The sequence below is a fragment of the Streptomyces sp. NBC_01390 genome, assembly GCF_045040105.1.
In the GTDB taxonomy this organism is placed as follows: domain Bacteria; phylum Actinomycetota; class Actinomycetes; order Streptomycetales; family Streptomycetaceae; genus Streptomyces.
The window spans coordinates 6,525,470-6,548,757 of record NZ_CP109551.1; the positions used below are offsets into that span (position 1 = coordinate 6,525,470).

The window sequence follows — 23,288 nt, forward strand, 5'->3', positions numbered from 1 at the left end:
TCGGTCCTATGCGAACCGACTCTTCTTCCGGCACCCTGCCGGCGCGGGAGCACCTCCCGGCCGCGGCAGCCGGTACGCCTGTCCTGGACGTAGTGATCCCCGTCTACAACGAGGAGAAGGACCTCCAGCCATGCGTGCTCAGACTGCACGAGCACCTCAAGCGCACGTTCCCGTACGCGTTCCGCATCACGGTCGCGGACAACGCGTCCACGGACACCACTCCCCTGGTGGCGGCGCGGCTGGCGGCGGAGCTGCCGGAGGTGAGGTCCTTCCGGCTGGAGCAGAAGGGGCGCGGCCGGGCCCTGCGGACCGTGTGGTCCGCGTCGGACGCGCCGATCCTCGCCTACATGGACGTCGACCTGTCGACCGACCTGAACGCCCTGCTGCCGCTGGTGGCACCGCTGATCTCCGGTCACTCGGACCTCGCGATCGGCTCCCGGCTCGCCCGCTCCTCGCGCGTGGTGCGCGGTGCCAAGCGGGAGTTCATCAGCCGGACGTACAACCTGATCCTGCGTGGCTCGCTCCAGGCCCGCTTCACGGACGCGCAGTGCGGATTCAAGGCCATCCGGCGTGATGTCGCCCAGATCCTGCTGCCGCTCATCGAGGACACCGGCTGGTTCTTCGACACCGAGATGCTGGTGCTCGCCGAGCGCGCGGGCCTGCGCATCCACGAGGTGCCGGTCGACTGGGTCGACGACCCGGACTCGACCGTCCACATCGTCAGGACGGCGACCGACGACCTGAAGGGAGTGTTGCGCGTGGGCAAGGCCCTGGCCACCGGCTCGCTGCCGCTGGACCGGCTCACCCGGCCCTTCGGCGACGATCCGCGCGACCGCGACATCAAGGACGTACCGAAGGGGCTGGCCCGCCAGCTCGTCGGGTTCTGTGTGGTCGGCGGGATGTCGACCCTCTTCTACCTGGTGCTCTACAGCGCCTTCCGCGGCTTCGCCGGCTCGCAGATCGCCAACGCGCTCGCGCTGCTGGTCTCCGCCGTCGCGAACACCGCGGCCAACCGGCGGCTGACCTTCGGGGTGACCGGCCGGGGCGGGGCGGTGCGGCACCAGGCGCAGGGCCTGGTCGTCTTCGGCATCGGACTCGCCCTGACCAGCGGCTCGCTCGCCGCCCTCAACGCGGCGACCAGCGACCCCGGCCACTCCGCGGAACTTGCGGTGCTCGTCGCCGCCAACCTCGCGGCGACGGTGCTGCGGTTCCTGCTCTTCAGGGCCTGGGTGTTCCCGGACCAGGGCGATGACGCTTCCGCGGCCTCCACCGTCGTTGCCTCGCACACGCCGAACTCACACACGCCGAACCCGCCCACGTACCAGGCCTACGCCTCTGCTTCGTACGCCAACTCCCCCTACCCCACTGACCAGTTCCGCGCCGGTGAAGTCGCGGACCGCACCTGGGGGGACCCGACCATGCGGCTCCAGCCGGTGCGCCCGCACGACAGCCAGGATCCGAGGAACCCGCGATGACCAGCACTCACTTCGACCGGGCGACCTATCCGCCGCCGCAGCCGCCGGACTCAACTGCCGTACAGCAGAAGGAAGGTGCCGACACGGACGTACCGGCTCCCTCCTCCGGAGAGCCCAACCGGCCCTTCGTACGCAGACTGTGGCGCGGTCGACCCGAGGACCATCGGTGGGTACGGCCCGCGTTCCTCGCCACGCTGCTGGTGATCGGCGCGCTGTACACCTGGAACCTGACCGCCTCGGGATACGCCAACTCCTTCTACTCGGCGGCGGTTCAGGCGGGCAGCCAGTCCTGGAAGGCCTTCTTCTTCGGCTCCCTCGACTCCTCCAACGCCATCACCGTCGACAAGCCCCCGGCCTCCCTCTGGCCGATGGCGCTGTCGGTCAGGCTCTTCGGGCTCAACTCCTTCGCGATCCTGTTCCCGCAGGTCCTGATGGCCGTGGCCACGGCAGGTGTGCTGTACGCGTCCGTGCGGCGCCGGTTCAATGCCACGGCCGGGCTGCTCACGATGGCGGCCTTCGCGACGACGCCCGTCGTCGCGCTGATGTTCCGCTTCAACAACCCGGACGCGCTCCTCGCGCTCCTGATGGCCGCTGCGGTCTACTGCACCCAGCGCGCCATGGAGAAGGCCCAGACGAAGTGGCTGCTCTGGGCGGGTACGGCGATCGGCTTCGCCTTCCTGGTCAAGACGCTGCAGGCCTTCCTGATCCTGCCGGTGCTGGCCCTGGTCTATGTGATCTTCGCGCCGACCAGTGTGCGCAGGCGCATCGGACAGGTGCTGGCCTCCGGGCTGGCGATGATCGTCGCAGGTGGCTGGTGGGTCGCGATCGTCGAGCTGTGGCCGGCGTCCTCGCGCCCGTACATCGGCGGCTCGCAGAACAACTCCTTCCTTGAACTGACCTTCGGCTACAACGGACTTGGCCGTATCAACGGCGACGAGACCGGCAGCGTCGGCGGGGGTGGCGGCGGTGGCGGCACCGGAATGTGGGGCGAGACCGGCTGGAACCGGATGTTCAGCTCCGGCAGCGGCGGCCAGATCTCCTGGCTGATCCCGGCCGCGCTGATCCTGCTCGTCGCGGCGATCTGGGCCGGCCGCAAGGCCAGGCGCACGGACACCGCCCGCGCAGGGCTCCTCCTCTGGGGCGGCTCGCTGCTGATCACCATGGTGATCTTCAGCTTTATGCAGGGCATCTTCCACGACTACTACACCGTCGCCCTCGCCCCCTACATCGCGCCGCTGGTCGGTATGGGCGCGGCTCTGCTCTGGCAGGAGCGGGACAGGATGTGGGCGTCGCTGACGCTCGCGGGTGCCATGACGGCCACCGCGGTCTGGGGGTACGTCCTCCTCAACCGTTCCTCCGACTACCTGCCCTGGCTGAAGTGGCTGGTGCTCGTGGGCGGGCTCACGGCCGCGCTGGGGCTCATCTTCGTCAACCGGCTCGGGCGTCAACTGGCCCTGGCAGTCGTCGGGTTGAGCTTCGTCGCAGCGCTGGCGGGCCCGACCGCGTACTCCCTCACCACCCTCAACGAGGGTCACACCGGCTCGATCGTCACCGCGGGTCCGTCCGTGGCGGGTGGTCGCGGTGGTTTCGGCGGTGGCGGTGGCGGTATGCGCGGCGGCCCTGGTGGCGGCACCACCCAGGGCGGTCAGCAGGGCCGGCAGAACCAGCAGGGTGGCGGCATGGGCCAGCCCCCGACCGCCGGCAACGGCAACACCCGGCAGGGTGCCCCCGGTGGTCAGACCGGTGACGGTGGCCGCATGGGCGGCGGTGGCGGCGTGGGCGGTCTGCTCAACGGCGCCAGCGTCAGCAGCGCGGCCAAGGCCCTGCTGGAGAAGAACGCCGGTGACTACACCTGGGCCGCGGCGGCCATCGGCGCCCAGAACGCGGCGAGTTACCAGCTCTCCACCGGCGACCCGGTGATGGCGATCGGCGGCTTCAACGGCACCGACCCGTCCCCGACGCTGGCCGAGTTCAAGAAGTACGTGGAGGACGGCAAGATCCACTACTTCATCTCCAGCGGCTCCGGCGGCGGCCGTGGCATGGGCGGCAGCGGCAGCACGACGAGCACGTCGTCCCAGATCAGCTCGTGGATCGAGAGCAACTTCAAGAAGGTGACGGTGGGTTCGGCCACCTTCTACGACCTGACCCAGCCGACGAGCGGCAACTGACGGTCGGTAGTGCGTGGCGGTGGGCCCGGAGCGAGCGATCTCGCTCCGGGCCCACCGCCCTTTATTTCCTGTACGCCGTACAGGAACCGTTCTACGGTGTACAACATGTCTACGTCCCCCCAGGCACCCCAGGCGAACCCCCTGGAGTCTCCGCCCGCCCAGGGCCACCCCCAACGCTGGCTGATCCTCGGTGTCATCTGTCTCGCGCAGCTCACCGTGCTGCTCGACAACACCGTCCTGAACGTCGCGATCCCCTCCCTCACCCGGGAGTTGGGCGCCGGTACCTCCGACATCCAGTGGATGATCAACGCGTACTCGCTGGTCCAGTCGGGCCTGCTGCTCACCGCCGGCAGCGCGGCCGACCGCTACGGCCGCAAGAAAATGCTGGTCGCGGGCCTCGCCCTGTTCGGCCTGGGCTCACTGACCGCCGGACTGGCCGACAGCACAGGCCAGTTGATCGCGGCGCGTGCCGGGATGGGCGTCGGCGGCGCGCTGCTGATGACGACCACCCTCGCCGTGGCGATGCAGATCTTCACTCCCGAGGAGCAGCCGAAGGCCATCGGCATCTGGGCCGCGGTCAACTCGCTCGGCTTCGCCACCGGACCGCTCATCGGCGGCTTCATGCTGAACCACTTCTGGTGGGGCGCGATCTTCCTCATCAACATCCCGGTCGCGGCGCTGGGGCTGGTGGCGGTCGTGGCCCTCGTACCCGAGTCGAAGAACCCGACCGGCGAACGCCCGGACCTCCTGGGCGCGCTGCTCTCCACGATCGGCATGTCCTCGCTCGTGTTCGCCATCATCTCCGGCCCGGAACACGGCTGGACGTCGGGCCGGGTGCTGGCGCCGGCGGCCGTCGCGGTCGTGGTGCTGGGCGCCTTCGCGTACTGGGAGAGCCGGATCCCGTACCCCATGCTCGACATGCACTTCTTCAGGAACCGGCGGTTCACGGGTGCGGTCGCGGGCGCGGTGCTGATCACGTTCGGGATGGGCGGTTCGCTCTTCCTGCTCACCCAGCACATGCAGTTCGTGCTCGGCTACGGCCCCTTGGAGGCGGGGCTGCGCACGGCACCGCTCGCGCTCGCGATCGTCGCACTCAACTTCACCGGTGTGTCGGCGAAATGGGCGGCCAGGCTCGGGACGCCCCTCGCCATCGGGCTCGGCATGACGCTGATGGCGTGCGGCCTCGTCTCCATCGCGACGGTTGCCTCCGGCGGTTACGCGGGTACGTTGCTGGGCCTGCTGCTCATCGGGACGGGGGCGGCGATTGCCAGCCCGGCGATGGCGCACGCGATCATGAGCTCGATTCCGCCGGAGAAGGCCGGAGTCGGGGCGGGGATCAACGGCACGGTGGCGGAGTTCGGGCAGGGGCTCGGGGTCGCGGTGCTCGGCGCGGTGCTGAACGCGCGGTTCGCTGTGCTGGTTTCCGTTGCCGCGGTGTCCCTGCCGGGGGCGCTGGCGGAGGCGGGGTCGGCGGCGGAGAGGGCACGGATCACGGAGGCGTTCGCGTCCGGCCTGGAGACCAGTCAGTTGGTGGGGGCGGGGGCGGTGTTGCTGGGTGGTGTGGTCGCGGCGTTGCTGCTGCGCAGGGCTGAGCGAGGGGAACAGGGGGAGCCGGGTGTCCCGGGTGGGCCCGGTGAGCAGGTGAAGGCCGCGTAGGAGTTCGGGGGTTCGGTGTGCCGCGCGGCTGTGGGTCCGTCGTGGTTTCTCGCGCAGTTCCCCGCGCCCCTTCAGGTCGGCTTCGGCCTAGCATCTTCGCAAGTGAACGTACGTTTCGGAAGGTGCGCCATGGCGAAGCCAGTTGAAGGGCCGGCGCGGACCAGCGTCTGGTTGGACGGTAAAGCCGTGCGCCGGAGCAGTGGCGGTCGCGCCGGTCAGCCGTCGGGGCTGGACCGGGACCGGATCACCGAGGTGACCGTTCGGTTGCTGGACGCGGAGGGGCTCGCCAAGTTCTCGATGCGGCGGCTGGCCGCCGAGCTGAACGTCACGGCGATGTCGGTGTACTGGTACGTCGACACCAAGGACGACCTGCTCGAACTCGCCCTCGACGCGGCCAGCGCCCAACTGCGCCTGCCCGACCCGGAGGCCGACGACGAGGACTGGCGCGACCAGCTCCGGATGCTGGCCGGCGAGTACCGCGCCCTGCTGGTCCGCCACCCCTGGGTGTCACCGCTCACCGGGACCTACCTCAACATCGGCCCACACGCGCAGGCCTTCTCCCGTGCCGTCCAGCGCGTGATCCGACGCACCGGCCTGCCCGCGCGAGGCCTCACCGGCGCCATCGCCGCCGTCTTCCAGTTCGTGTACGGGTTCGGCACGATCGAGGGCCACTTCATCACCCGCTGCAACGACGCCGGCATGACCCAGGACGCCTTCTTCCAGCACGCCATGAGCACGGCCGGGGCCGCCCCCGAGGTCGCCGATCTCATGCGGGAGTCGGCGGACATGATGGCGGCGAGGGGCGGCGGAACGGTGCAGGAGATGCGCGACCGGGACTTCGACTTCGCGCTGGAGCTGCTGGTGGCGGGAATCGAGGCGATGGTGGCGAGGCAGGACGACGAGAGTGCGCCGCCCGGCATCTCCAGCTCGTCCGGCGATTGAGGACGAGCGCGTTCAGCGCGACCGGGGGTCTGGGGGCGGAGCCCCCAGGGCGAGGCTCACCTCATCGAACCCGAGCCTCGTTGCCGCCGACCCCCGTTTCCCCGCCTACCCCTGCGGCGCAAGCCTCGCCGGGAAGCCGCCGGTGGCAACCGGCCCCCACTTCTCCGGTGTGACCCGGATGATCGACTTGCCCTGCTTCACCATGGCCGCGCGGTACTCGTCCCAGTCCGGGTGCTCACCCGAGATGTTCCGGAAGTACTCGACGAGCGGCTCGACCGACTCCGGGGAGTCGATGACCTCCGCCGTGCCGTCGATCTGGACCCACGGCCCGTTCCAGTCGTCGCTCAGCACGAGCAGGCTGACGCGCTCGTCCCGCTTGGCGTTGCGCGTCTTGGCGCGCTCGGGGTAGGTCGATACGACGACCCGCCCCGAGTCGTCGACCCCGCAGGTAAGCGGCGAGGCCTGCGGGGACCCGTCCGCGCGCCGGGTGAGGAGGATCGCCCGGTGGCGGGGCCGTACGAAGTCGAGCAGCTCGGCCAGGGACACGGCGGTATTCGTAGCGATGTTCGGTGCCATGTGGCCAGCCTAGGCACAGGTCCGTGCGTTGCCCCTCCCTCCCGGGAGCTTTTCAGGGGTGCAGCAGTGGGAGCGTACGCAACCGGTCATTGATCGTCGAGGTGACGAAGTCCGGTACGGGGAAGTCCCGTTGCACGCTAGGCCAAGAGCTGGCCATGGCGTCTGCAGTCTCCGCGACCGTGTCGACGATCTGCTCCTCGGGCAGGCCGAGGGCTGGGGACAGGCCGAGGAAGTTGCGTCGAGTGACGGCCTCAGACCTGACCGTGCCGCCCAGTGGGAAGGCGAGCTTCGGGTCGATCTTCGGGTACGCCGTGACACACACCAGGTCGTATGCTGGCGACAGCCGGGCCTGCCTCCCGTCGGGGTAGCGCAGCGTCCAGTTCTTCAAGTGCGCGTCCGCATTGCCCATGACCACGACCGCCACCAGCCGCCGTACGTACTCGATCGTGTCCTCGGGTGGGCAGACCGCCCTGATTACCCGGCCGATGCCCTCGTACGTTGCCTTGTCGTACTTGGCGTCGATGGCGACTTCGCGGACCTGGGCGAAGTCCTCCTGGTGCACTCGGCCTTCGCTATCCGTACGGTCGAATCGGCTGACAGCAAGGGCCTGTTCGCCGGGGTCGATCGATCCCTCGGGCAGATTCTGCATGTCCGCGCCGACGACGAGCCGGGACTCAGGAACGTCGATCCCCGACCGGCCCGCCCACTGGAGCATCGCGTGCTCATTGGCAGGCACGCCGGAGAAACGCTGGTCGGCGAGCTTCACGATCCAGTCGCCACCGATGCCGGTCGCGGGCAGCACCAGTGCCTTGCCCTCGTACCGCATGGAGAATTTCGGCTGTACGCCGGCCAGCGAGAACCGAAGCGCGTGATCGTGTGCGCAGTCGTCCGTGCTCTCATGGTCGGGCAGGCCGTGCAGTGGTACGTCAGGTACAACACGAACTGCCCCCGGAAGGTCGTCCCCGAGGTGGCTGAGCAAGACGAAGTCGTGAATTTTCTGCTTGCCCAGTTCACGTGCGATCTGCTGCCGGAGCCCGCTGCCGGTCTCCGGCAGCAGGTTCGCGAACCATTCGGGGACACTGCCGCTTGCCGTCCGGCGCTTGCGCGGGTCGCGCTCGAAGCCTTGTCCGAGGACGGGGTGATCGGCGCTCAGGTCCTGGTACTCGAACCAGGTGTTGCCGTCGTGATAGCCGAGTACGCCGATTCGGCGCTTGCGCAGGAACACGGACGCGGTGACGTCACGCTGCATTGTTGCCTCCGGATAGTTCGTCCGGGACAAAGAAGTCGTCCGGGTCGAAGGATGTTTCGCCGAACCACGATTCCGGGTCCGGGCCGTCGGAGAAGCCCCATAGGGCCATGCTCTGGACGTGGTCGGCGATGACCTTGCGGACAACGTCCGCGCGCATGAGGAGGGACCCGGTCCCGTCCGGGTTGTAGGACACGCGTTCGTTCTCGTCGAAGCAGTGCGAGCGGAGCGCCTCCGGCCCCTGAGTCGCCAACAGGGACAGCACATCGACCTGCTTGTCCACTGGCGGGTGGACGATCCGGTTCGCCATGCCCTTCTCCCAGCCGCTCAGGATTGGCGCCAACGGTGAGGTCTTGCCCGCGAGCAGGGCGGCCAGTAGCCGAGGCTGGTCAATACGTGTGCCCGGCGTATGCCGGTTGCCGTCTTCGTCCCAGTAATCGGTGAGCAGCACCGGGTGAAGAGACAGTAGCCCCAGCATGTTGAGCCTTGCCTGGGCACGGTTGAGCGCCGTCTGTGACAGGTCGGGGGTCCACTGCTCGCCACCTGGTGGCAGCATCTTCAGCAACCGCTGCGCACTCAGGACCGGGTCGCCCGAAATCGCCGTCGCATTGCGCCGCAAGGCCACCGTGTTGCCCTGTGGCGCTGCCCCCATTGCTGACCCGCGCCAAATCCAGCGCCGCAGCAGTTCGGCTCCCCGCCCCTCGGGCCGTCCGAAGATCGCTGCGTACCGCGCGAGTACCGGCACGAAGAGCGCGTACGGCAGCAATCGTAGATGGGGAATTCCGGTTTCCTCGCGGAGAAAGTCGACGACCACCCGCAGTGCCTTCTCCGTCACGGCGAACGCGTGCTGCCTGTCCGCGTCGTTGTCGAACTCGTGCCGGAAGTCGCGGTCCACCTTGCCGCCGCGCACGGCCATCACGCTCTGCATCAGTATCTGAGTGGTGAAGTCCCCGAAGTCCAGGCCCGAGACCCGCTCTCGCAGCGCGTCAAGCCCGGATGGCTGCACGTCGAGGGGGCCGGCGTGCAGAGCCTGGAAGATCTCCGCTCGGTTCAACCGCTTGCCGAATGTGTTCATCCGGTCGAAGATCTCGCGCAGTGCCTGCTCGTCGTCGCCTTCGATCTCGTACATGGGGATCTCGTACGTCCGGATGGCCGTGGTGACCTCGTCGCAGAGGTCGTAATCCTCCGGCGTCAGCCAGCTCCGCTCGCGCTGCCAGGCGATCAGCCGACGGTTGTCACCGGCGACCCAGACGGGCAGCCAGTGGTCGCGGGGCTTCTGCGAGTGCGGCGTCGACAGGAACTTCTTGTCCCGCAGGTCGTAGAAGATCCGGAACCGTCGGTCCACGGTCTCCTCGGACGCGGTCAATGCGCCGATGAGTGTGGTGAGGCGTTGCTGGCCATCGACGACCGACAGCGCATCCGAAACCGCTGGCGCGCTGATGCGGAGTTCACCGAGGTCGATTTCGGCGGCGGGTGCAGGTTTGCGCCACATCAGCAGGTTCCCGATGGGGTAGCCACGCAGGATGCTGTCGAAGAGCTTCTCGGCGTCCGTGTACTCCCAGCGGTAAGAACGCTGGAAACGCGGAATCCGGATACGTCCGCTCCTGGCCCAGTCCACGAGCTGAGGCGGCGCGACGCGACTTACCTTCGGCTGGGTTACTCCCGCCATGATCCGCCTCCTGGGACGCACATATCGTAGGTCGGTCTGCGGCGGGAACCGGGTTCCGGCGGCGAGTTCATCGCAGGTCCTTCAAGAAGATGCCGGCCTCTGTGGCGAGTACCTTCCATCCGTTCTGCTGGTTGCCCGCGAGGGCAGTCGCCGCGCTGGACGGCGTGTAGTGGACGGTGCCGTCGTCGAGCCGGAGGCCGCCGCCCTCGACGACGACCACATGGTGCGTACGGCCGAGGTTGCGCCGGTGCCAGACGAGCCGTTGGCCGACATACAGGCGGCCGTCCTCAATGAGCGGGGCGAGCGAGTGCGACGGGTCGCGAGGAGAGTGCAGCGGGTTGATAGGGGAGGGGGATGATGCGTGTCCCCCTGTGGGAGCGGGGGTGAGGCCGAGCAGTCGCCGCAGAGTGCTGTTCGGCGTGTCCACGAAGGGCTCCGCCAAGGACTGGAGCTTGGCGAACACTTCGGTGTCGACGTGGAGGGTGTGCGACGGTTCGTTCATCGAGCCCATTTCACTCAGTAAACTGGGAAATCTCGGTAAACTGTTGCTGGTGTTTCGGCGTCTGTCAAGAGTTTTCGACTCCTCGTCGTCCGGCGCTAGTTCGCCATCGTCGCCGGGCACCTCCAGGAAGAGCGCTGTGTCACGTCGGAGAGGAAATCCGCCCAGGTGGTGGGCCTGAGGGTGAGGTGGGGGCTGGCGGGGGTCTTGGAGTCGCGTATGTGGATGGTGGTGGGGGTAGGGGCCATCTCGACGCACGAGGACGCTTCCTCGCTGTACGTGGACTTCTGCCAGTTGAGTCTGGTCATGGCTCGGCTTTCAGGTGTCTTGGGCGATGCGGTGGATGAGGTCGCGAGAGGCCCCGGGCTCGAGGGTGACCTCCTGCATGCGGTCGAGGATGAGTCGGTACTTGGCCAACTGTGCGACGGAATCGATGAGTTCGCTGCCGTGGGCCGCGTCCAGCTGTGCGGTGTCGAGCGCGGGTACGGGCCCGTACGTGTAGTCCAGCCCGTGGCCGACCGTGGGGAACGCCGTGCCGTCGAACGGGATCACCCGGAGCGTGACGTGTGGCAATTCGCTCAGCTTGGCCAGGTGGTCCAACTGGGCACGGGCCACTTCCGGCCCGCCGAACCGCATGCGTAGAGCTGCCTCGTGGACGATCGCCGTGTACGCGGGCGGCTGTTCCTGGTGGAGCACGACCTGGCGCTTGATCCGGTGGGAGACGCGGTACTCGATCTCGTGCGGCCGCAACTCCGGGACCACCTGGCGGAACAGGGCCCGCGCGTGCTCAGGGGTCTGGAGCAGACCGGGGATGTTGATGACCTGTGCCACGCGCAGGGCGACGGCGTGGTGCTCCATCTCTGCGACGTCCAGGAAGCGCGGCGGCAGCGTGTCCCGGTACTCCTCCCACCAGCCGCGTTCCCGGCGCGCCGCCATGGCCACGAGCGCGTCGACCAGGGCCGAGTCCGTGCAGTCGTAGTTGTGGGCGAGCGTGCGGACGCGCTGTTCGCTGAGGCCGAAACGGCCTGTCTCGATGTTGCTGATGCGCGCCTGGTTCGCGCCGATCATCTCGCCGGCTTCCCGGGCGGTGAGTCCCGCGTTCTCGCGCAGCTTTCGTAGTTCCGCACCCAGGCGCAACTGGCGTGCCGTGGGTGTCTGCCGTGGGGGCATGTTCTTCCGCTCCCTTGCCTTGCTTCGTACAGGGTCACCCACACGAGTGCACAGTCGGATGCATCAGCAGATTACGTAGAAACCATTCTACGGATGCCGCTACGGTGAAACCCAAGCCACTGAGCCAAGTTCCTCCACCGTAGGAGCCCTTCATGCGCACCGTATCCCCGCCCGACACCTGGACGTATGCCCTTCGCCTTCCCCACGACCCGCGCGCGGCACGGGTCGCACGTGTGACCGTACGGTCGGTGCTGGACAGCCACGGCAGGTCCGAAGTCCTGGACGCCGTTGAGCTGTTGACCTCCGAGCTGGTCACCAACGCCTACCGGCACACCAACGGCCCCGCCTCCCTCCGCCTCACCGCCCTCGACGACGGCCGCCTGCGCGTCGGCCTCTGGGACAGTCACCCGCGTGTTCCCGCCCCCTTCGGGTCGCCGCCCCGCGACCGCGTCCCGCTCGCACCGGTCGACGGCGAGGGCGGGCGTGGGCTGCGCCTTGTGCAGGAGTACGCCGACTGCTGGGGCGGCCGGTCCCTCGGGGACGGCATGCTCGATCGCGGTGCCGGGAAGTTGCTGTGGTTCGAGGTGGGCGGGTGAGTGAGACCGATCGGTTCTGGAGAGGGATCCGAGCTGACGGACAACGGAAACCTGGGGCGGGAAGCGGTATGGAGAGCAGCTTGAGTAGTGGTGAGAACAACGGGGCCGCGGAACAGTGGCCCCTCCTCCCCGACTGGATGTGGGACTGCGCCGACTGTGTCCGGCTCTACGAGGGGATGCGTCACGTACAGGCCGAAGTGGCCGGGTTGACGGCCGAGGACTCCTCCGTCGACTGGGACTTCACCGACAGCGTGCTGGGAACGCAGCTCAGACTCGGCCGCCATCTCGCCGACGCACACCCCGAGTTGTTGCCCCCTTGGGATCCCGCCTGCGAAACCTGCGCCGAACGCCAGGATGCCCTGGCGAGAGCGGAGGGACGGCCCGACCGGATGCCCGCCGCCGTGATGAACGCCGAGGAACACCGAGTACGGCACCTCTTCGTCCCGTCCCGTCTGCTGCGCCTGCTGTAGTCCCCTGGAGGTCCCCTCGATCGGTTACACCGTCGGTAGTGCATCCCCCCGCACGGCTTGGATGTCCAGCTCCACCTTGAGCGTCGTACCGATCGCCGCGATCCCCGCTCGCACCACCTGGTTGTAGTTCATGGCGAAGTCCTCGCGCCGCAGCTCCGTCGTCGCCCGGAACGCGGCCCGGGTGCCGCCCCAGGGGTCGGCGCCGGTGCCGAGATAGGCGAGGTCGAGGTCGACGGGCCGTACGACACCGCGCATGGTCAGCTCGCCGTGGACGGTCCAGCGGTCGGGACCGGCGGCCGGGGTGAGGCCCGTCGAGTGGAACGTGATCTCGGGGTGGGTGTCCACGTCCAGAAAGTCGGCGGACCGCAGATGGTCGTCCCGCGTGCCGTTGCCCGTATCGATGGAGGCCGCCGAAATGACCGCCTCCACACGGGACTTGGCGATGTCGTCCGGCGCGATCTCGATCGTCGCCGTGAACTCGGTGAACCGTCCGTGCACGCTGGAGATGCCCAGATGCTGGGCGAGCGCCCCGACGGACGAGTGGGCCGGGTCGACGGTCCACGGTCCCGGCGGCGGCAGTTCGGCGCCGCCGCCCAGCCGGGCGAGCGTGACGGTCCCGACCTCGGCGCGGCCGCTCACGGTGACGATGGCGCTGGACGCGGTGGGCGCGTAGCCGACAGCCGTCACGATCACGGTGTACGCGCCGGGCGCGAGCGGGGTCGCGTCGCGCACGACCCCGTCCGCGTCCGCCCCGGCACGCACCACCTGCTGACCGGTCATGTCGGTCACGGTGACGACGGCATGCGACACGGCCCACCCGTCCCGAGTACGAACCCGCGCACTCAGCCCCGTGACCCCTGTGACCCCTGCGACCTCTGTGGTGCTGCTCATGTCCCGCTACTCCCCGCCCGGGTGGGCGAGCTCGATGTCGTGGTCGTCGGCGCCGGGGCCCGTGACGGTCAGGGCGGTGGCCACCGGCGGGTAGCCGGTCGCGATGACCGTGTACTCGCCGCTGTCCAGATCGGTGAAGGCGTACGCCCCGTCCGTACCGGTCGTCGACGAGCCGACCACGTTGCCGGCCGCGTCGACGAGCGTGACCCGCGCGTCCCCGAGCGGCCCGTGCGGCGCCCGTACGACACCCTGGACGTGCGCCCCGGACGCCAGTTCCACCTCGACCCGGGTGACCCCGGTGCCGCCGACCTCGACGGGCAGCGCCCGCGGCCGGTATCCGGCAGCGTTCACGGCGACGGTCACGGCACCCGGCACCAGCTCGGCGAACGTGAACTCGCCCTGCTCACCGGTGGTCCCGGTGGCCAGTACATCCCCGCGCACATCGGTGACGATCACCATGGCGTCCTTGACGGGCACCCCGGTCTCGGTGCCGCGCACCAGCCCGCTGAGGCCACTGGTGCCGCTGAGCAGGATGTCGTACGAGACCGGCTCGCCGTTCACGACGACGGTCGAGGCCTGCGGCTGGAACCCGTCCGCCGAGGCGATCAGTACGTACGAACCGGTGCCGGGCGCGTCCAGCGCGTAGGCGCCGTCGCCCTGCGCGACTGCGCGGCCCAGCTGACGTCCGGTGAGGGAGATCAGCGTGACGGCGGCCTGCGGAACGGGCGCGCTCTCGGCACCGCGCACGTGACCACGTACCGGAATCCCACCACCGGCAGGCACATCGCCGGTCTCGCCGGTCTCGGCGGTCGCGACAGCCACCGTGGCGACGGCGGCGGCGGGCGCCTTCTCCGTCTCGACAGCCTCGGTGCTCGGGGCGACCGGGGCCACAGAGGCTACCGGGGCTACCGGCCCGAGTGCGGCCTGCTTGTCCTCCGCGGCCTGCGCCAGCGCGCCCTTGGTCCGCAACGGGACCTCCTTGATGAAGAGGGAGAAGACGAGCGCGAGCAGGGCGGCCGGGGCGGCGTAGAGGAAGACGTCGCCGATGCCGTGGCCGTACGCGCCCTCGATGACCGAGCGCAGCGGCGCGGGCAGCACGTCGAGGTCGGGGATGGTGTTGTTGGTGGAACCGGAGAGCCCCGCGGCGTACTTCGGGTCGATGGTCGCCAGACCGTCCTTGAGGTGGTCGGTGATCCGGTGACTGAGGACCGCGCCCAGCGCGGAGACGCCGATCGCACCGCCGAGGGAACGGAAGAAGGTGACCACCGAGCTGGCGACACCCAGGTCGGAGGGGGACACCTGGTTCTGGGTGCAGAGCACGAGGTTCTGCATCATCATGCCGACGCCGAGCCCGAGCAGCGCCATGTAGATGGCGACGTGCCAGTACGGGGTGTCGTAGCGCAGGGTGCCCAGCAGACCGAGACCGGCCGTCACCAGCACACCGCCGGAGAGCAGCCACGCCTTCCAGCGTCCCGTACGGGTGATGACCTGCCCGGAGACGGTGGAGGCGACGAACAGACCGCCGATCATCGGGATCGTCATCACGCCGGACATGGTCGGCGACTTGTCCCGGGCCAGCTGGAAGTACTGGCTGAAGAAGATGGTGCCCGCGAACATCGCGACGCCGACGAAGAGCGACGCGAGCGACGCCAGGGTGATCGTGCGGTTGCGGAAGAGCCGCAGCGGGATGATCGGCTCGCTGGCCTTCGACTCGACGAGGACGAAGACTCCGAGCAGCGCGACCGTGCCGCCGATCATCGCGTACGTCTGCCAGGACACCCAGTCGTACTTGTCGCCGGCGAAGGTCACCCAGACCAGCAGCAGGCAGACGGCCGCGGTGATGAAGAAGGCGCCGGTCCAGTCGACCTTGGCCTTGCGCTTGACGACCGGCAGGTGCAGGGTCCGCTGGAGCACGATGAGGGCTATCACGGCGAAGGGCACGCCGACGTAGAAGCACCAGCGCCAGCCGAGCCAGCTGGTGTCGGTGATGACCCCGCCGATCAGCGGGCCGCCGACCATCGCGGTCGCGAAGGTGGCGCCGAGGTAGCCGTTGTAGCGTCCGCGCTCACGCGGGGAGATCATCGCCGCGAGAATGATCTGGGCGAGGGCGGAGAGACCGCCCATGCCGACGCCCTGCACGGCACGGAAGCCGATGAGCATGCCCGCGTTCTGCGAGAGGCCGGCGGCTGCCGAGCCCAGCACGAAGATGACGAGCGCGAACTGGATCAGCAGCTTCTTGGAGAAGAGGTCGGCGAGCTTGCCCCACAGCGGGGTGGACGCGGTCATCGCGAGCAGCGACGCGGTCACGACCCAGGTGTAGGCGCTCTGCCCGCCTCCGAGGTCCTTGATGATGTCGGGCAGGGCGTTGGAGACGATCGTCGACGACAGGATCGCCACGAACATACCGAGCAGCAGCCCGGTGAGCGCTTCCATGATCTGCCGGTGCGACATCGGCGCGCCGTCGGCGGACCCGTGCGAGCCTCCTCCGTGCTTGGCGTGTGCCGCCCGCACACCGGCCGGTGTGGTCGTTGCCATTGAACTTCCTTGTCTGTGCTGCGTCTTGTACGTCGTTTGCTACGGCTGCTACTGCTGCTACGGCGTCTGTTGCGTACCGAAGCTCTCCCGGAGCCGCCCCATGAGGCGGGCGAGCTGTCCGACCTCCTCGTCGCTCCAGTCGGCGAGCCGGTGGGCGAGCAGTTCGGTGGTCCGTCGGGACAGCTCGCCGATCTGCGCGTGCCCCGAAGGGGTCAGCCGCAAAATGCGGGAGCGCTTGTCGGCAGGGTCGGGGAGCCGTTCGATCCAGCCGCGTTCGGCGACGTGGGCGACATGGCGGCTGGTGACGGACATGTCGACGGCGAGCAGCTCGGCGAGCCGGCTCATCCGCATGTCCCCGTACCGGCCGAGCAGCGTCAGCACGCTGGCGGAACCGCCGGGACACTCGGGCGGCATGATCCGCCCCATCTCCCGTTTCACGGCCCCGAAGGCGCTGAACTGACGCACCAGCTCCTCGTACTGCGTCTGCTCGGCCATCACACCCCCTGAGTGCAGTCCCCCCGAGTGCAGTCCTGTGAGTCCTGCTCCGGTGTCCAGTTATTCGTTGCTTGGGGCAACCATAGAAAAGATTGGTTGCTACAGGCAAATGAAATGGGGAGGGGTTGGGCTAAAAACTTGGCAAAGGCAAGCATTGGCGAACGTAAACGTGCAGGTGAGATGGGTGAGAGAGGGGGGCAGCTTGGGCACGCCCCGTCGAGTTCGCTAGGGTCTCGCACCATGGCCAACACCCCCAACCCCCAGGGCCCCGAGGGCAACTACGACCCCGCGGGCAGCACCCAGATGTTCCGAGCGTTCGTCGACGAGACCCCTCAGGCCGGCGGCCCCCAGGCACCTGCGCCGACGGGCCCCCGCATCGGCCTGATCGTCGGCGTCGTCGTCGCCGTGCTGGTGATCGCGGCGGTGGCCTGGCTGGCGCTGAAGTAGGGCCTACGCGAGGACGTGACCGCCGGGCCGTCGGTGCACGGCGGAGCAGCGGGCGCCACGCATAGGCTCGGCCGCTCCCCGTCCTACGGCCGAACCGGAGACCCAGCTCACCCCGGGCGCCGAGGATCGTCCCCTCCGGGCCGGTCCTACTCCCACTCCACCCCGACCACCCGCGTCTCCACCCGCATGCCCCACGGCACGCGCCACTCCTCCACGCACACCGTCCAGCTCTGCTCGCGCCCAGCCCCCGGCCCGATCGGCGTCGGGAGCGGCACCGTCGATTCGATGGTCGCCCAGTCGATGCCGAGCAGGTCGATGATGTGCGTGCCGAAGGTCACCGTGCCCGAACGCACCGGTGAGCCGCCGGTGTTGTGGAAGGGGAGCGTCGCCTTCTCGCACCAGCGTCTGTCCGTGGACTCTCGTACCAGCGCACCCGTGGTCAGGCGCGCGGGACCGGCGGGCGTTGAGGGCGCCGGAGTTGTGGGTGTCGTCGGAGGTGTTGGTGTCGCTGTTGTCGGCCCCGGTGTGACACTCGATGTGGGTGTCTGGGGCTGCTCCGGTGCCGTCCCCGGGGACGCTGAACCCGTGCTCGTCCGGCCGGAGTCGGCGCCTCCTGGAGGGGCTGGCGGCGCTGCCCCGGGTCCTGTCGCAGGGGTGCGCGGTCGACTGGCCTGCCCGGCGGGCGGGTTGGGAGCCGGAGTTTCCGGCTGCCGTCCCTCCGGTCCTTCCAGCGGTACGAACGTCACCTCCCCGGTGGGAGCGATCGCCGTACCGCCGATCCCCGGTCGCTCGACCGGGACGTACCCCTCGTCGTGTCCGCCGCCGTTCCCGCACGCCGCCAACACCCCTGCCAGGACGCAGGTCACGACGGCCGCCGAGGTGGTCAGGGCGATGGCGCCCCGGCGGTCATGCGTCGCGCGGGTCTGTCGAAGCATCGCGACATCGTCGCTGATGCTCCGTCAGAAGTGAACCCTCGGTCGGACTTTGGCCGTACGTCGACCGGAGCGTGTCCGGACCTCAGTCGGAGATCAGGCCCTCGCGGAGCTGGGTCAGGGTCCGGGTCAGGAGGCGTGACACGTGCATCTGGGAGATGCCGACCTCCTCGCCGATCTGTGACTGGGTCATGTTGGCGAAGAAGCGCAGCATGATGATCCGGCGCTCGCGCGGCGGAAGTTTGGCCAGCAGCGGCTTCAGGGACTCGCGGTACTCCACGCCCTCCAGCGCCGTGTCCTCGTAGCCGAGGCGGTCGGCCAGGGAGCCCTCGCCGCCGTCGTCCTCCAGGGCCGGGGAGTCGAGGGACGAGGCCGTGTAGGCGTTGCCGACCGCGAGGCCGTCGACCACGTCCTCCTCGGACACGCCCAGGACCACGGCGAGTTCGGGGACCGTGGGGGACCGGTCCAGCTTCTGGGCGAGTTCGTCGCTGGCCTTGGTGAGGGCCAGGCGCAGCTCCTGCAGCCGGCGCGGCACACGCACAGACCACGAGGTGTCGCGGAAGAAGCGCTTGATCTCGCCCACGACCGTCGGCATCGCGAACGTCGGGAACTCGACACCGCGTTCGCAGTCGAAGCGGTCGATCGCCTTGATCAGGCCGATGGTGCCGACCTGGACGATGTCCTCCATCGGCTCGTTCCGGGAGCGGAAGCGGGCCGCCGCGTACCGGACGAGGGGGAGGTTCAGCTCGATGAGGGTGTCCCGGACGTACGCACGCTCGGGGCTGTTCTCGTCGAGGGCGGCGAGCCGCAGGAACAGGGAACGGGACAGGGTCCTGGTGTCGATGGCGCCAGTGGTCGGCGGAGGAGCCGGGAGGGCCTGGACGGCCGGGGTCGCCTCTGCCTCGACCTCCACTACAAGGGCCGGGACGTCGTGAAGCTCGGCGGGCGCCGACTCGCTCTTTGTGAGCGTGAGCACCTTGGAGCTGCCCTGGTCTGCGGACATGCCACCCCCTTTGGGTCGCGGACGGTCGCGGCGGACGTTCCCGATCTGAGGAACGCAGCCTTCACCTGAATACCGGAGCCGAAGCCACGGCAAACGCTCTTCCGGCAGAATGTCACATGTCGGCAACACGCTGTAGTGACATGTCGACAAGTGGAGTGCGAATCCGCCCTGGAAAAAGGGGGTGTGACGGTTTTTCAGCCCAGAAATACCGGGAAGTTCGCCCTTGAGTGATTCGCTCTCCCAGGTGACAACTCGATCCTGTATCCGGATACGCCGGGGAGGGCGGCTCGGACGTCGACCGCGACTACGCCTCGACGCGGTTCGCCGAGCGCAGTCGCGCGAAGCTACGGGCCAGTAGCCGGGACACGTGCATCTGGGAGACGCCCAGTTCCGCGCTGATCTGCGACTGGGTGAGGTTGCTGTAGTAACGCAGCAGGAGGATGCGCTGTTCGCGTTCCGGGAGTTGGACCAGGAGGTGGCGAACCAGGTCGCGGTGCTCCACGCCGTCCAGCGCGGGATCCTCGTAGCCGAGGCGGTCGACCAGGCCGGGCAGGCCGTCGCCCTCCTGGGCGGCCTCCAGAGACGTCGCGTGGTACGAGCGGCCGGCCTCGATGCAGGACAGCACGTCCTCCTCGCTGATGCGCAGCCGCTCGGCGATCTCGGCGGTCGTCGGAGTGCGTCCGAAGGCCGTTGTCAGGTCCTCGGTCGCCCCGTTGACCTGCACCCACAACTCGTGCAGCCGGCGCGGTACGTGGACCGTGCGGACGTTGTCCCGGAAGTACCGCTTGATCTCGCCGATGACGGTCGGCATCGCGAACGTGGGGAACTGCACGCCCCGGTCGGGGTCGAACCGGTCGATGGCGTTGATCAGCCCGATGGTGCCGACCTGGACGACGTCCTCCATCGGCTCGTTGCGGGAGCGGAAGCGGGCGGCCGCGTAGCGCACGAGCGGGATGTTCGCCTCGATGAGCGCCCCCCGTACGCGGTTGTGCTCCGGCGTACCGGGATCCAGCATCTTGAGCTGACCGAAGAGCACCTGGGTGAGTGCCCGGGTGTCAGCGCCCCGACTCCGCTGGGGCGCGGGCTCCTGAGGTGCGATGTCCTGGGCGGGGGCTTCTTGGGTGGGGGCTTCCTGGGGTGGCGCAGTACTGGCCGACACGGTCAACGCCACCTCTTCATCGGTCAAACCCAACGGTCAACTCATCGTCAACTCATCCGTCAAAAGCGGTCATAGCATCACAAGACATGTGCACTGTGTGCAAGCACCCCATAACACCGTGTTGACGGATGGTTGGTGCACAAGACGCAGAAAAGCCCCACACCGTTCCGGTGTGGGGCGGTCCGTGCGGCCGTGCTGCCGTACGGTCAGACCTCGTAGTCGGCGATCACCCACGTGGCGAACTCGCGCCACTGTCCGGCGGCCGCCTGGTGTGCCGGGTGTTCGAGGTACCGCTTCAGCGCGTCCACGTCGTCGACCGCCGAGTTGATCGCGAAGTCGTAGGCGATGGGGCGGTCGGTGATGTTCCAGGCGCACTCCCAGAAGCGGAGTTCGTCGATCTGGCCGGACAGGGCACGGAAGGCCTCGACACCCGCCACGACCCGCGGTTCGTCGCGCTGGACGCCCTCGTTGAGCTTGAAGAGGACCAGATGGCGGATCACGTGAACTCCTCGGCTGCTGCGTGGGCTGGGTAGTGGGCCGGCTGGCTGGTGGCTACTTGGCGCCGTCGGCGACCCAGGTCATGAAGTCACCTATGGCACGGGCCGCGTTCGAGATTCCTTCGAACGCTATCTGGACGTAGTCGGCCGCCTTCGACGGGTCCGTGATGATCACGTACGCCACGAAGACCACGAGGACGTAGACGGCTATCTTCTTCGAATTCACCGCCACGGCGGCCTCCCCCTCAGACCCGACTCAGACCCGACCAGAACCGACCGCACGACACACGACCGATCCCGACCGATGTCGCACGAAAGGCCCCGCCGTTCGGCGAGGCCCTTCTACAGCGGTAGCGGAGGGATTTGAACCCTCGGTGACTTGCGCCACACTCGCTTTCGAGGCGAGCTCCTTCGGCCGCTCGGACACGCTACCGAGGGAGACCTTACAGCAAGGTGTGGCGTGCTCCGAAATCCGATTTCGTCAGCGGCCGTCGCGGAAGAACGTGGTGAGGAGGCCGGCGCAGTCCTCCGCGAGGACTCCGGCGATCACCTCGGGGCGGTGGTTGAGGCGACGGTCGCGTACGACGTCCCAGAGGGAGCCGGCCGCGCCCGCCTTCTCGTCGCGGGCCCCGTAGACGACGCGGTCCACGCGGGACTGCACGAGGGCGCCCGCGCACATCGTGCAGGGCTCCAGCGTCACGACGAGCGTGCAGCCGGACAGCCGCCACTCGCCGAGCTCCGCCGCGGCCCGCCGGACCGCGAGGACCTCCGCGTGCGCGGTCGGATCGCCCGTGGCCTCGCGCTCGTTGTGCCCGGTCGCGAGCACCGTCGTGCCGTCGGCGGCCAGGACGACGGCGCCCACGGGGACGTCACCGCCGAGGACGGCCTTCGCGGCCTCGGCCAGGGCGAGCCGCATCGCGGCCCGCCAGGGATCCCGTACGGGGTCGGGCGGCCTCTCGCCGATCAGGCCCTCCTCGCTCAGCGCACCGTCTCCAGGACCTCCGACGCTCCCAGGGCCTCGGCGATCGCGCCCAGCGCGTCGTCGGCGTCCAGGGCGCTCAGTTCCTTCTTGCCGACGCCGAGGTCGTCGAGGATCTCCGGGTCCCCTACGGGGCCGTGCGGCACCGCTTCGGCGGACGTACCGGCCTCCTCGTCGTCTTCGTCGGTGTCCGGATCGGCGTCCGACTCACCGTCCTCGGTGCCGTCGAGGTCGAGGGCGTCGAGATCCGGCTCGTCGGTGTCCGGATCGCGGCCGAGCAGCTCGGCCGTGAGCAGAATCTCGCCGTACGAACTACGGGCAGCGGCGGCGGCGTCCGAGACGTAGATACGGGGGTCGTCCTCGCCGTCGATGCGGACGACGCCGAACCAGGCGTCCTCCTGCTCGATGAGCACCAGCACCGTGTCGTCCTCGGGGGAGGCTTCACGGGCCAGTTCGGCCAGGTCCGACAGTGTTTCCACGTCGTCGAGCTCTTTGTCGCTCGCTTCCCACCCGTCTTCGGTGCGCGCGAGCAGTGCGGCGAAGTACACCGTGACTCTCCCACTGGTCCTAGGCGTGCCGGTTGGGGGTCCTCCCGGCGGAGTTCGTGAGCGGGGAACGCTGTGTGCCGAGGCCCGCCCACTCGGCATCGTGGCAGAAACGGAGCGTTCAGGGGACGTCTTCGGCACCCTGTGTCCGGCTCTTTTGATCGCTCGTGGACCGAGTCCTTCAGCAGCACTGTCGTCGCCGCCACCAGCGGATCGTAACGGGCTTCCCTCGGGATGCCCGCACGGCCACCCCCCAACGCGCCTGCTACCAGCGGAACGTACGCATGCGCATGGCGTGGCGGAGGCGGGCGGTCTTGGCGCGGCGGGGCTGGACACGGTCGCGCAACTCGCGCGCCTCGGTCAGTTCGCGCAGGAAGACGGCCCGGCGCCGACGCCGTTCGGCCTCGGTCTCCGACGCCTTCTGGTCCCGGTCCCGGTCGGGTTCACGGGCGGGTTCACGGAAGGGTTCAGGGTCAGGCATGGGCAGACACCCCCAGTCGGTGCGTCTCTCCCACCTTCCCTCCGGTGGGCGGTTTGATGCCACCGGGAGGGTGAACGGGGAGCGACGCCGCTGTACGGGGCACCGGAACGGCTGTAGTGGGAACCGGAACCGCCGCACGGGGGAGCAGAGCCGCTGTACGGGACCACGGCTACTGTTAGGGCCATGCGTCTCCACGTCGTCGACCACCCTCTGGTCGCCCACAAGCTCACCACGCTGCGCGACCAGCGCACCGACTCCGCGACCTTCCGCCGTCTCGCCGACGAGCTGGTCACCCTGCTCGCCTACGAGGCCACGCGCGACGTGCGTACCGAACAGGTCGACATCACGACGCCGGTCGCCCCGACCACGGGCGTCAAGCTGTCCTACCCGCGCCCGCTGGTGGTGCCGATCCTGCGGGCCGGCCTCGGCATGCTGGACGGCATGATGCGGCTGCTGCCGACCGCCGAGGTGGGCTTCATGGGCATGGTGCGCGACGAGGAGACGCTCCAGGCGTCGACGTACGCCACTCGTATGCCGGAGGACCTCTCCGGGCGGCAGGTGTACGTCCTCGACCCGATGCTCGCCACCGGCGGCACCCTGGTCGCGGCGATCCGCGAGCTGATCAAGCGCGGCGCCGACGATGTGACGGCCGTGGTCCTGCTGGCCGCCCCGGAGGGCGTCGAGATCATGGAACGCGAGCTGGCGGGCACCCCGGTCACGGTCGTGACGGCCTCGGTGGACGAGCGCCTGAACGAGCACGGCTACATCGTCCCGGGCCTCGGAGACGCGGGCGACCGGCTGTACGGCGCGGCCGAGTAGCACCCGCCACAGCTACAGACGTACGGGAGCACGAGGCT

25 protein-coding genes and 1 tRNA gene are annotated in these 23,288 nt (G+C 68.9%); 8 read left to right on the forward strand and 18 right to left on the reverse strand.

Annotation, left to right across the window (positions count from 1 at the left end; translation table 11 throughout):
* Window positions 1-8 precede the first annotated feature (8 nt).
* The 4 genes from OG241_RS29345 (at window position 9) to OG241_RS29360 (ending at window position 6,241) form a co-directional block, all read left to right on the forward strand.
* Window positions 9-1,475, forward strand: coding sequence for a glycosyltransferase (locus OG241_RS29345; RefSeq protein ID WP_405819395.1), 1,467 nt, complete (start codon window positions 9-11; stop codon window positions 1,473-1,475).
* A complete protein-coding gene (locus tag OG241_RS29350) occupies window positions 1,472-3,643 on the forward strand; it encodes an ArnT family glycosyltransferase (protein ID WP_405819397.1) in 2,172 nt (723 codons plus the stop codon). Before OG241_RS29345 ends, OG241_RS29350 begins: the two co-directional genes overlap by 4 nt.
* A 105-nt stretch (window positions 3,644-3,748) precedes the next feature.
* Window positions 3,749-5,299, forward strand: coding sequence for an MFS transporter (locus OG241_RS29355; RefSeq protein WP_405819399.1), 1,551 nt, complete (start codon window positions 3,749-3,751; stop codon window positions 5,297-5,299).
* 129 nt (window positions 5,300-5,428) lie between these two features.
* Window positions 5,429-6,241, forward strand: a complete 813-nt coding sequence (locus OG241_RS29360; RefSeq protein WP_405819401.1) for a TetR/AcrR family transcriptional regulator — start codon at window positions 5,429-5,431, stop codon at window positions 6,239-6,241.
* Between the two features lie 105 nt (window positions 6,242-6,346).
* On the opposite strand, the gene OG241_RS29365 is transcribed toward OG241_RS29360, so the two are convergent.
* The 6 genes from OG241_RS29365 to OG241_RS29390 form a co-directional block, all read right to left on the reverse strand.
* Complete coding sequence (locus OG241_RS29365) at window positions 6,347-6,817, reverse strand: PPOX class F420-dependent oxidoreductase (protein ID WP_006377355.1); 471 nt, start codon at window positions 6,815-6,817, stop codon at window positions 6,347-6,349.
* 52 nt (window positions 6,818-6,869) lie between these two features.
* Window positions 6,870-8,066 carry a type II toxin-antitoxin system HipA family toxin gene (locus tag OG241_RS29370; RefSeq protein ID WP_405819403.1) on the reverse strand — a complete coding sequence of 399 codons (1,197 nt, stop codon included), beginning with the start codon at window positions 8,064-8,066 and terminating at the stop codon, window positions 6,870-6,872.
* Complete coding sequence (locus OG241_RS29375) at window positions 8,056-9,732, reverse strand: DUF262 domain-containing protein (RefSeq protein WP_405819405.1); 1,677 nt, start codon at window positions 9,730-9,732, stop codon at window positions 8,056-8,058. Before OG241_RS29375 ends, OG241_RS29370 begins: the two co-directional genes overlap by 11 nt.
* Before the next feature lie 67 nt (window positions 9,733-9,799).
* On the reverse strand, window positions 9,800-10,234 hold the full coding sequence (locus OG241_RS29380; protein ID WP_405819407.1) for a hypothetical protein: 435 nt from the start codon (window positions 10,232-10,234) through the stop codon (window positions 9,800-9,802).
* Window positions 10,235-10,329: 95 nt separating this feature from the next.
* Window positions 10,330-10,539 carry a DUF397 domain-containing protein gene (locus OG241_RS29385; protein WP_405819408.1) on the reverse strand — a complete coding sequence of 70 codons (210 nt, stop codon included), beginning with the start codon at window positions 10,537-10,539 and terminating at the stop codon, window positions 10,330-10,332.
* Between the two features lie 10 nt (window positions 10,540-10,549).
* The gene (locus OG241_RS29390) at window positions 10,550-11,401 is read right to left on the reverse strand and encodes a helix-turn-helix domain-containing protein (protein WP_405819409.1); all 852 of its coding nucleotides are present in this window, start codon (window positions 11,399-11,401) and stop codon (window positions 10,550-10,552) included.
* A gap of 152 nt (window positions 11,402-11,553) precedes the next feature.
* Here OG241_RS29390 and OG241_RS29395 point away from each other — a divergent pair, with 152 nt between their 5' ends.
* Both OG241_RS29395 and OG241_RS29400 read left to right on the forward strand, forming a co-directional pair.
* Window positions 11,554-11,997, forward strand: coding sequence for an ATP-binding protein (locus OG241_RS29395; RefSeq protein ID WP_405819411.1), 444 nt, complete (start codon window positions 11,554-11,556; stop codon window positions 11,995-11,997).
* A gap of 80 nt (window positions 11,998-12,077) precedes the next feature.
* Complete coding sequence (locus OG241_RS29400) at window positions 12,078-12,467, forward strand: hypothetical protein (RefSeq protein WP_405819413.1); 390 nt, start codon at window positions 12,078-12,080, stop codon at window positions 12,465-12,467.
* A gap of 24 nt (window positions 12,468-12,491) precedes the next feature.
* Here OG241_RS29400 and OG241_RS29405 read toward each other — a convergent pair whose 3' ends face one another.
* The 3 genes from OG241_RS29405 to OG241_RS29415 are packed head-to-tail and all read right to left on the reverse strand — an operon-like array spanning window position 12,492 to window position 16,388.
* A complete protein-coding gene (locus OG241_RS29405) occupies window positions 12,492-13,358 on the reverse strand; it encodes a YceI family protein (RefSeq protein WP_405819414.1) in 867 nt (288 codons plus the stop codon).
* Window positions 13,359-13,364: 6 nt separating this feature from the next.
* On the reverse strand, window positions 13,365-15,893 hold the full coding sequence (locus tag OG241_RS29410) for an MFS transporter (protein ID WP_405819415.1): 2,529 nt from the start codon (window positions 15,891-15,893) through the stop codon (window positions 13,365-13,367).
* A gap of 57 nt (window positions 15,894-15,950) precedes the next feature.
* Window positions 15,951-16,388, reverse strand: a complete 438-nt coding sequence (locus OG241_RS29415; RefSeq protein ID WP_405819417.1) for a MarR family winged helix-turn-helix transcriptional regulator — start codon at window positions 16,386-16,388, stop codon at window positions 15,951-15,953.
* 240 nt (window positions 16,389-16,628) lie between these two features.
* On the opposite strand from OG241_RS29415, the gene OG241_RS29420 reads away from it, so the two are divergent.
* Window positions 16,629-16,835, forward strand: a complete 207-nt coding sequence (locus tag OG241_RS29420) for a hypothetical protein (RefSeq protein ID WP_405819419.1) — start codon at window positions 16,629-16,631, stop codon at window positions 16,833-16,835.
* A gap of 146 nt (window positions 16,836-16,981) precedes the next feature.
* Here the strand turns inward: OG241_RS29420 and OG241_RS29425 are convergent, their stop codons facing one another.
* The 9 genes from OG241_RS29425 to OG241_RS29465 all read right to left on the reverse strand — a co-directional run bounded on the left by OG241_RS29425 (window position 16,982) and on the right by OG241_RS29465 (window position 22,431).
* A complete protein-coding gene (locus OG241_RS29425) occupies window positions 16,982-17,770 on the reverse strand; it encodes a hypothetical protein (protein ID WP_405819421.1) in 789 nt (262 codons plus the stop codon).
* An 82-nt stretch (window positions 17,771-17,852) separates the two neighbouring features.
* Complete coding sequence (locus OG241_RS29430) at window positions 17,853-18,770, reverse strand: RNA polymerase sigma factor SigF (protein ID WP_319096541.1); 918 nt, start codon at window positions 18,768-18,770, stop codon at window positions 17,853-17,855.
* 304 nt (window positions 18,771-19,074) lie between these two features.
* Entirely contained in the window at window positions 19,075-19,941 is an 867-nt protein-coding gene (locus tag OG241_RS29435; RefSeq protein WP_405826479.1) for an RNA polymerase sigma factor SigF, read from the reverse strand.
* Window positions 19,942-20,135: 194 nt separating this feature from the next.
* The gene (locus tag OG241_RS29440) at window positions 20,136-20,429 is read right to left on the reverse strand and encodes a Dabb family protein (RefSeq protein WP_405819423.1); all 294 of its coding nucleotides are present in this window, start codon (window positions 20,427-20,429) and stop codon (window positions 20,136-20,138) included.
* A gap of 52 nt (window positions 20,430-20,481) precedes the next feature.
* Window positions 20,482-20,658: a hypothetical protein gene (locus tag OG241_RS29445; RefSeq protein ID WP_405819424.1), complete on the reverse strand. Its 177-nt coding sequence runs from the start codon at window positions 20,656-20,658 to the stop codon at window positions 20,482-20,484.
* Between the two features lie 116 nt (window positions 20,659-20,774).
* Window positions 20,775-20,859, reverse strand: a tRNA-Ser gene (locus tag OG241_RS29450).
* A 48-nt stretch (window positions 20,860-20,907) separates the two neighbouring features.
* Complete coding sequence (gene tadA, locus OG241_RS29455) at window positions 20,908-21,342, reverse strand: tRNA adenosine(34) deaminase TadA (protein WP_405819426.1); 435 nt, start codon at window positions 21,340-21,342, stop codon at window positions 20,908-20,910.
* Between the two features lie 62 nt (window positions 21,343-21,404).
* On the reverse strand, window positions 21,405-21,953 hold the full coding sequence (locus tag OG241_RS29460) for a hypothetical protein (RefSeq protein ID WP_405819427.1): 549 nt from the start codon (window positions 21,951-21,953) through the stop codon (window positions 21,405-21,407).
* Window positions 21,954-22,215: 262 nt separating this feature from the next.
* On the reverse strand, window positions 22,216-22,431 hold the full coding sequence (locus OG241_RS29465; RefSeq protein WP_405819429.1) for a hypothetical protein: 216 nt from the start codon (window positions 22,429-22,431) through the stop codon (window positions 22,216-22,218).
* Window positions 22,432-22,614: 183 nt separating this feature from the next.
* On the opposite strand from OG241_RS29465, the gene upp reads away from it, so the two are divergent.
* Complete coding sequence (upp, locus tag OG241_RS29470) at window positions 22,615-23,250, forward strand: uracil phosphoribosyltransferase (RefSeq protein WP_405819430.1); 636 nt, start codon at window positions 22,615-22,617, stop codon at window positions 23,248-23,250.
* Window positions 23,251-23,288: the final 38 nt, after the last annotated feature.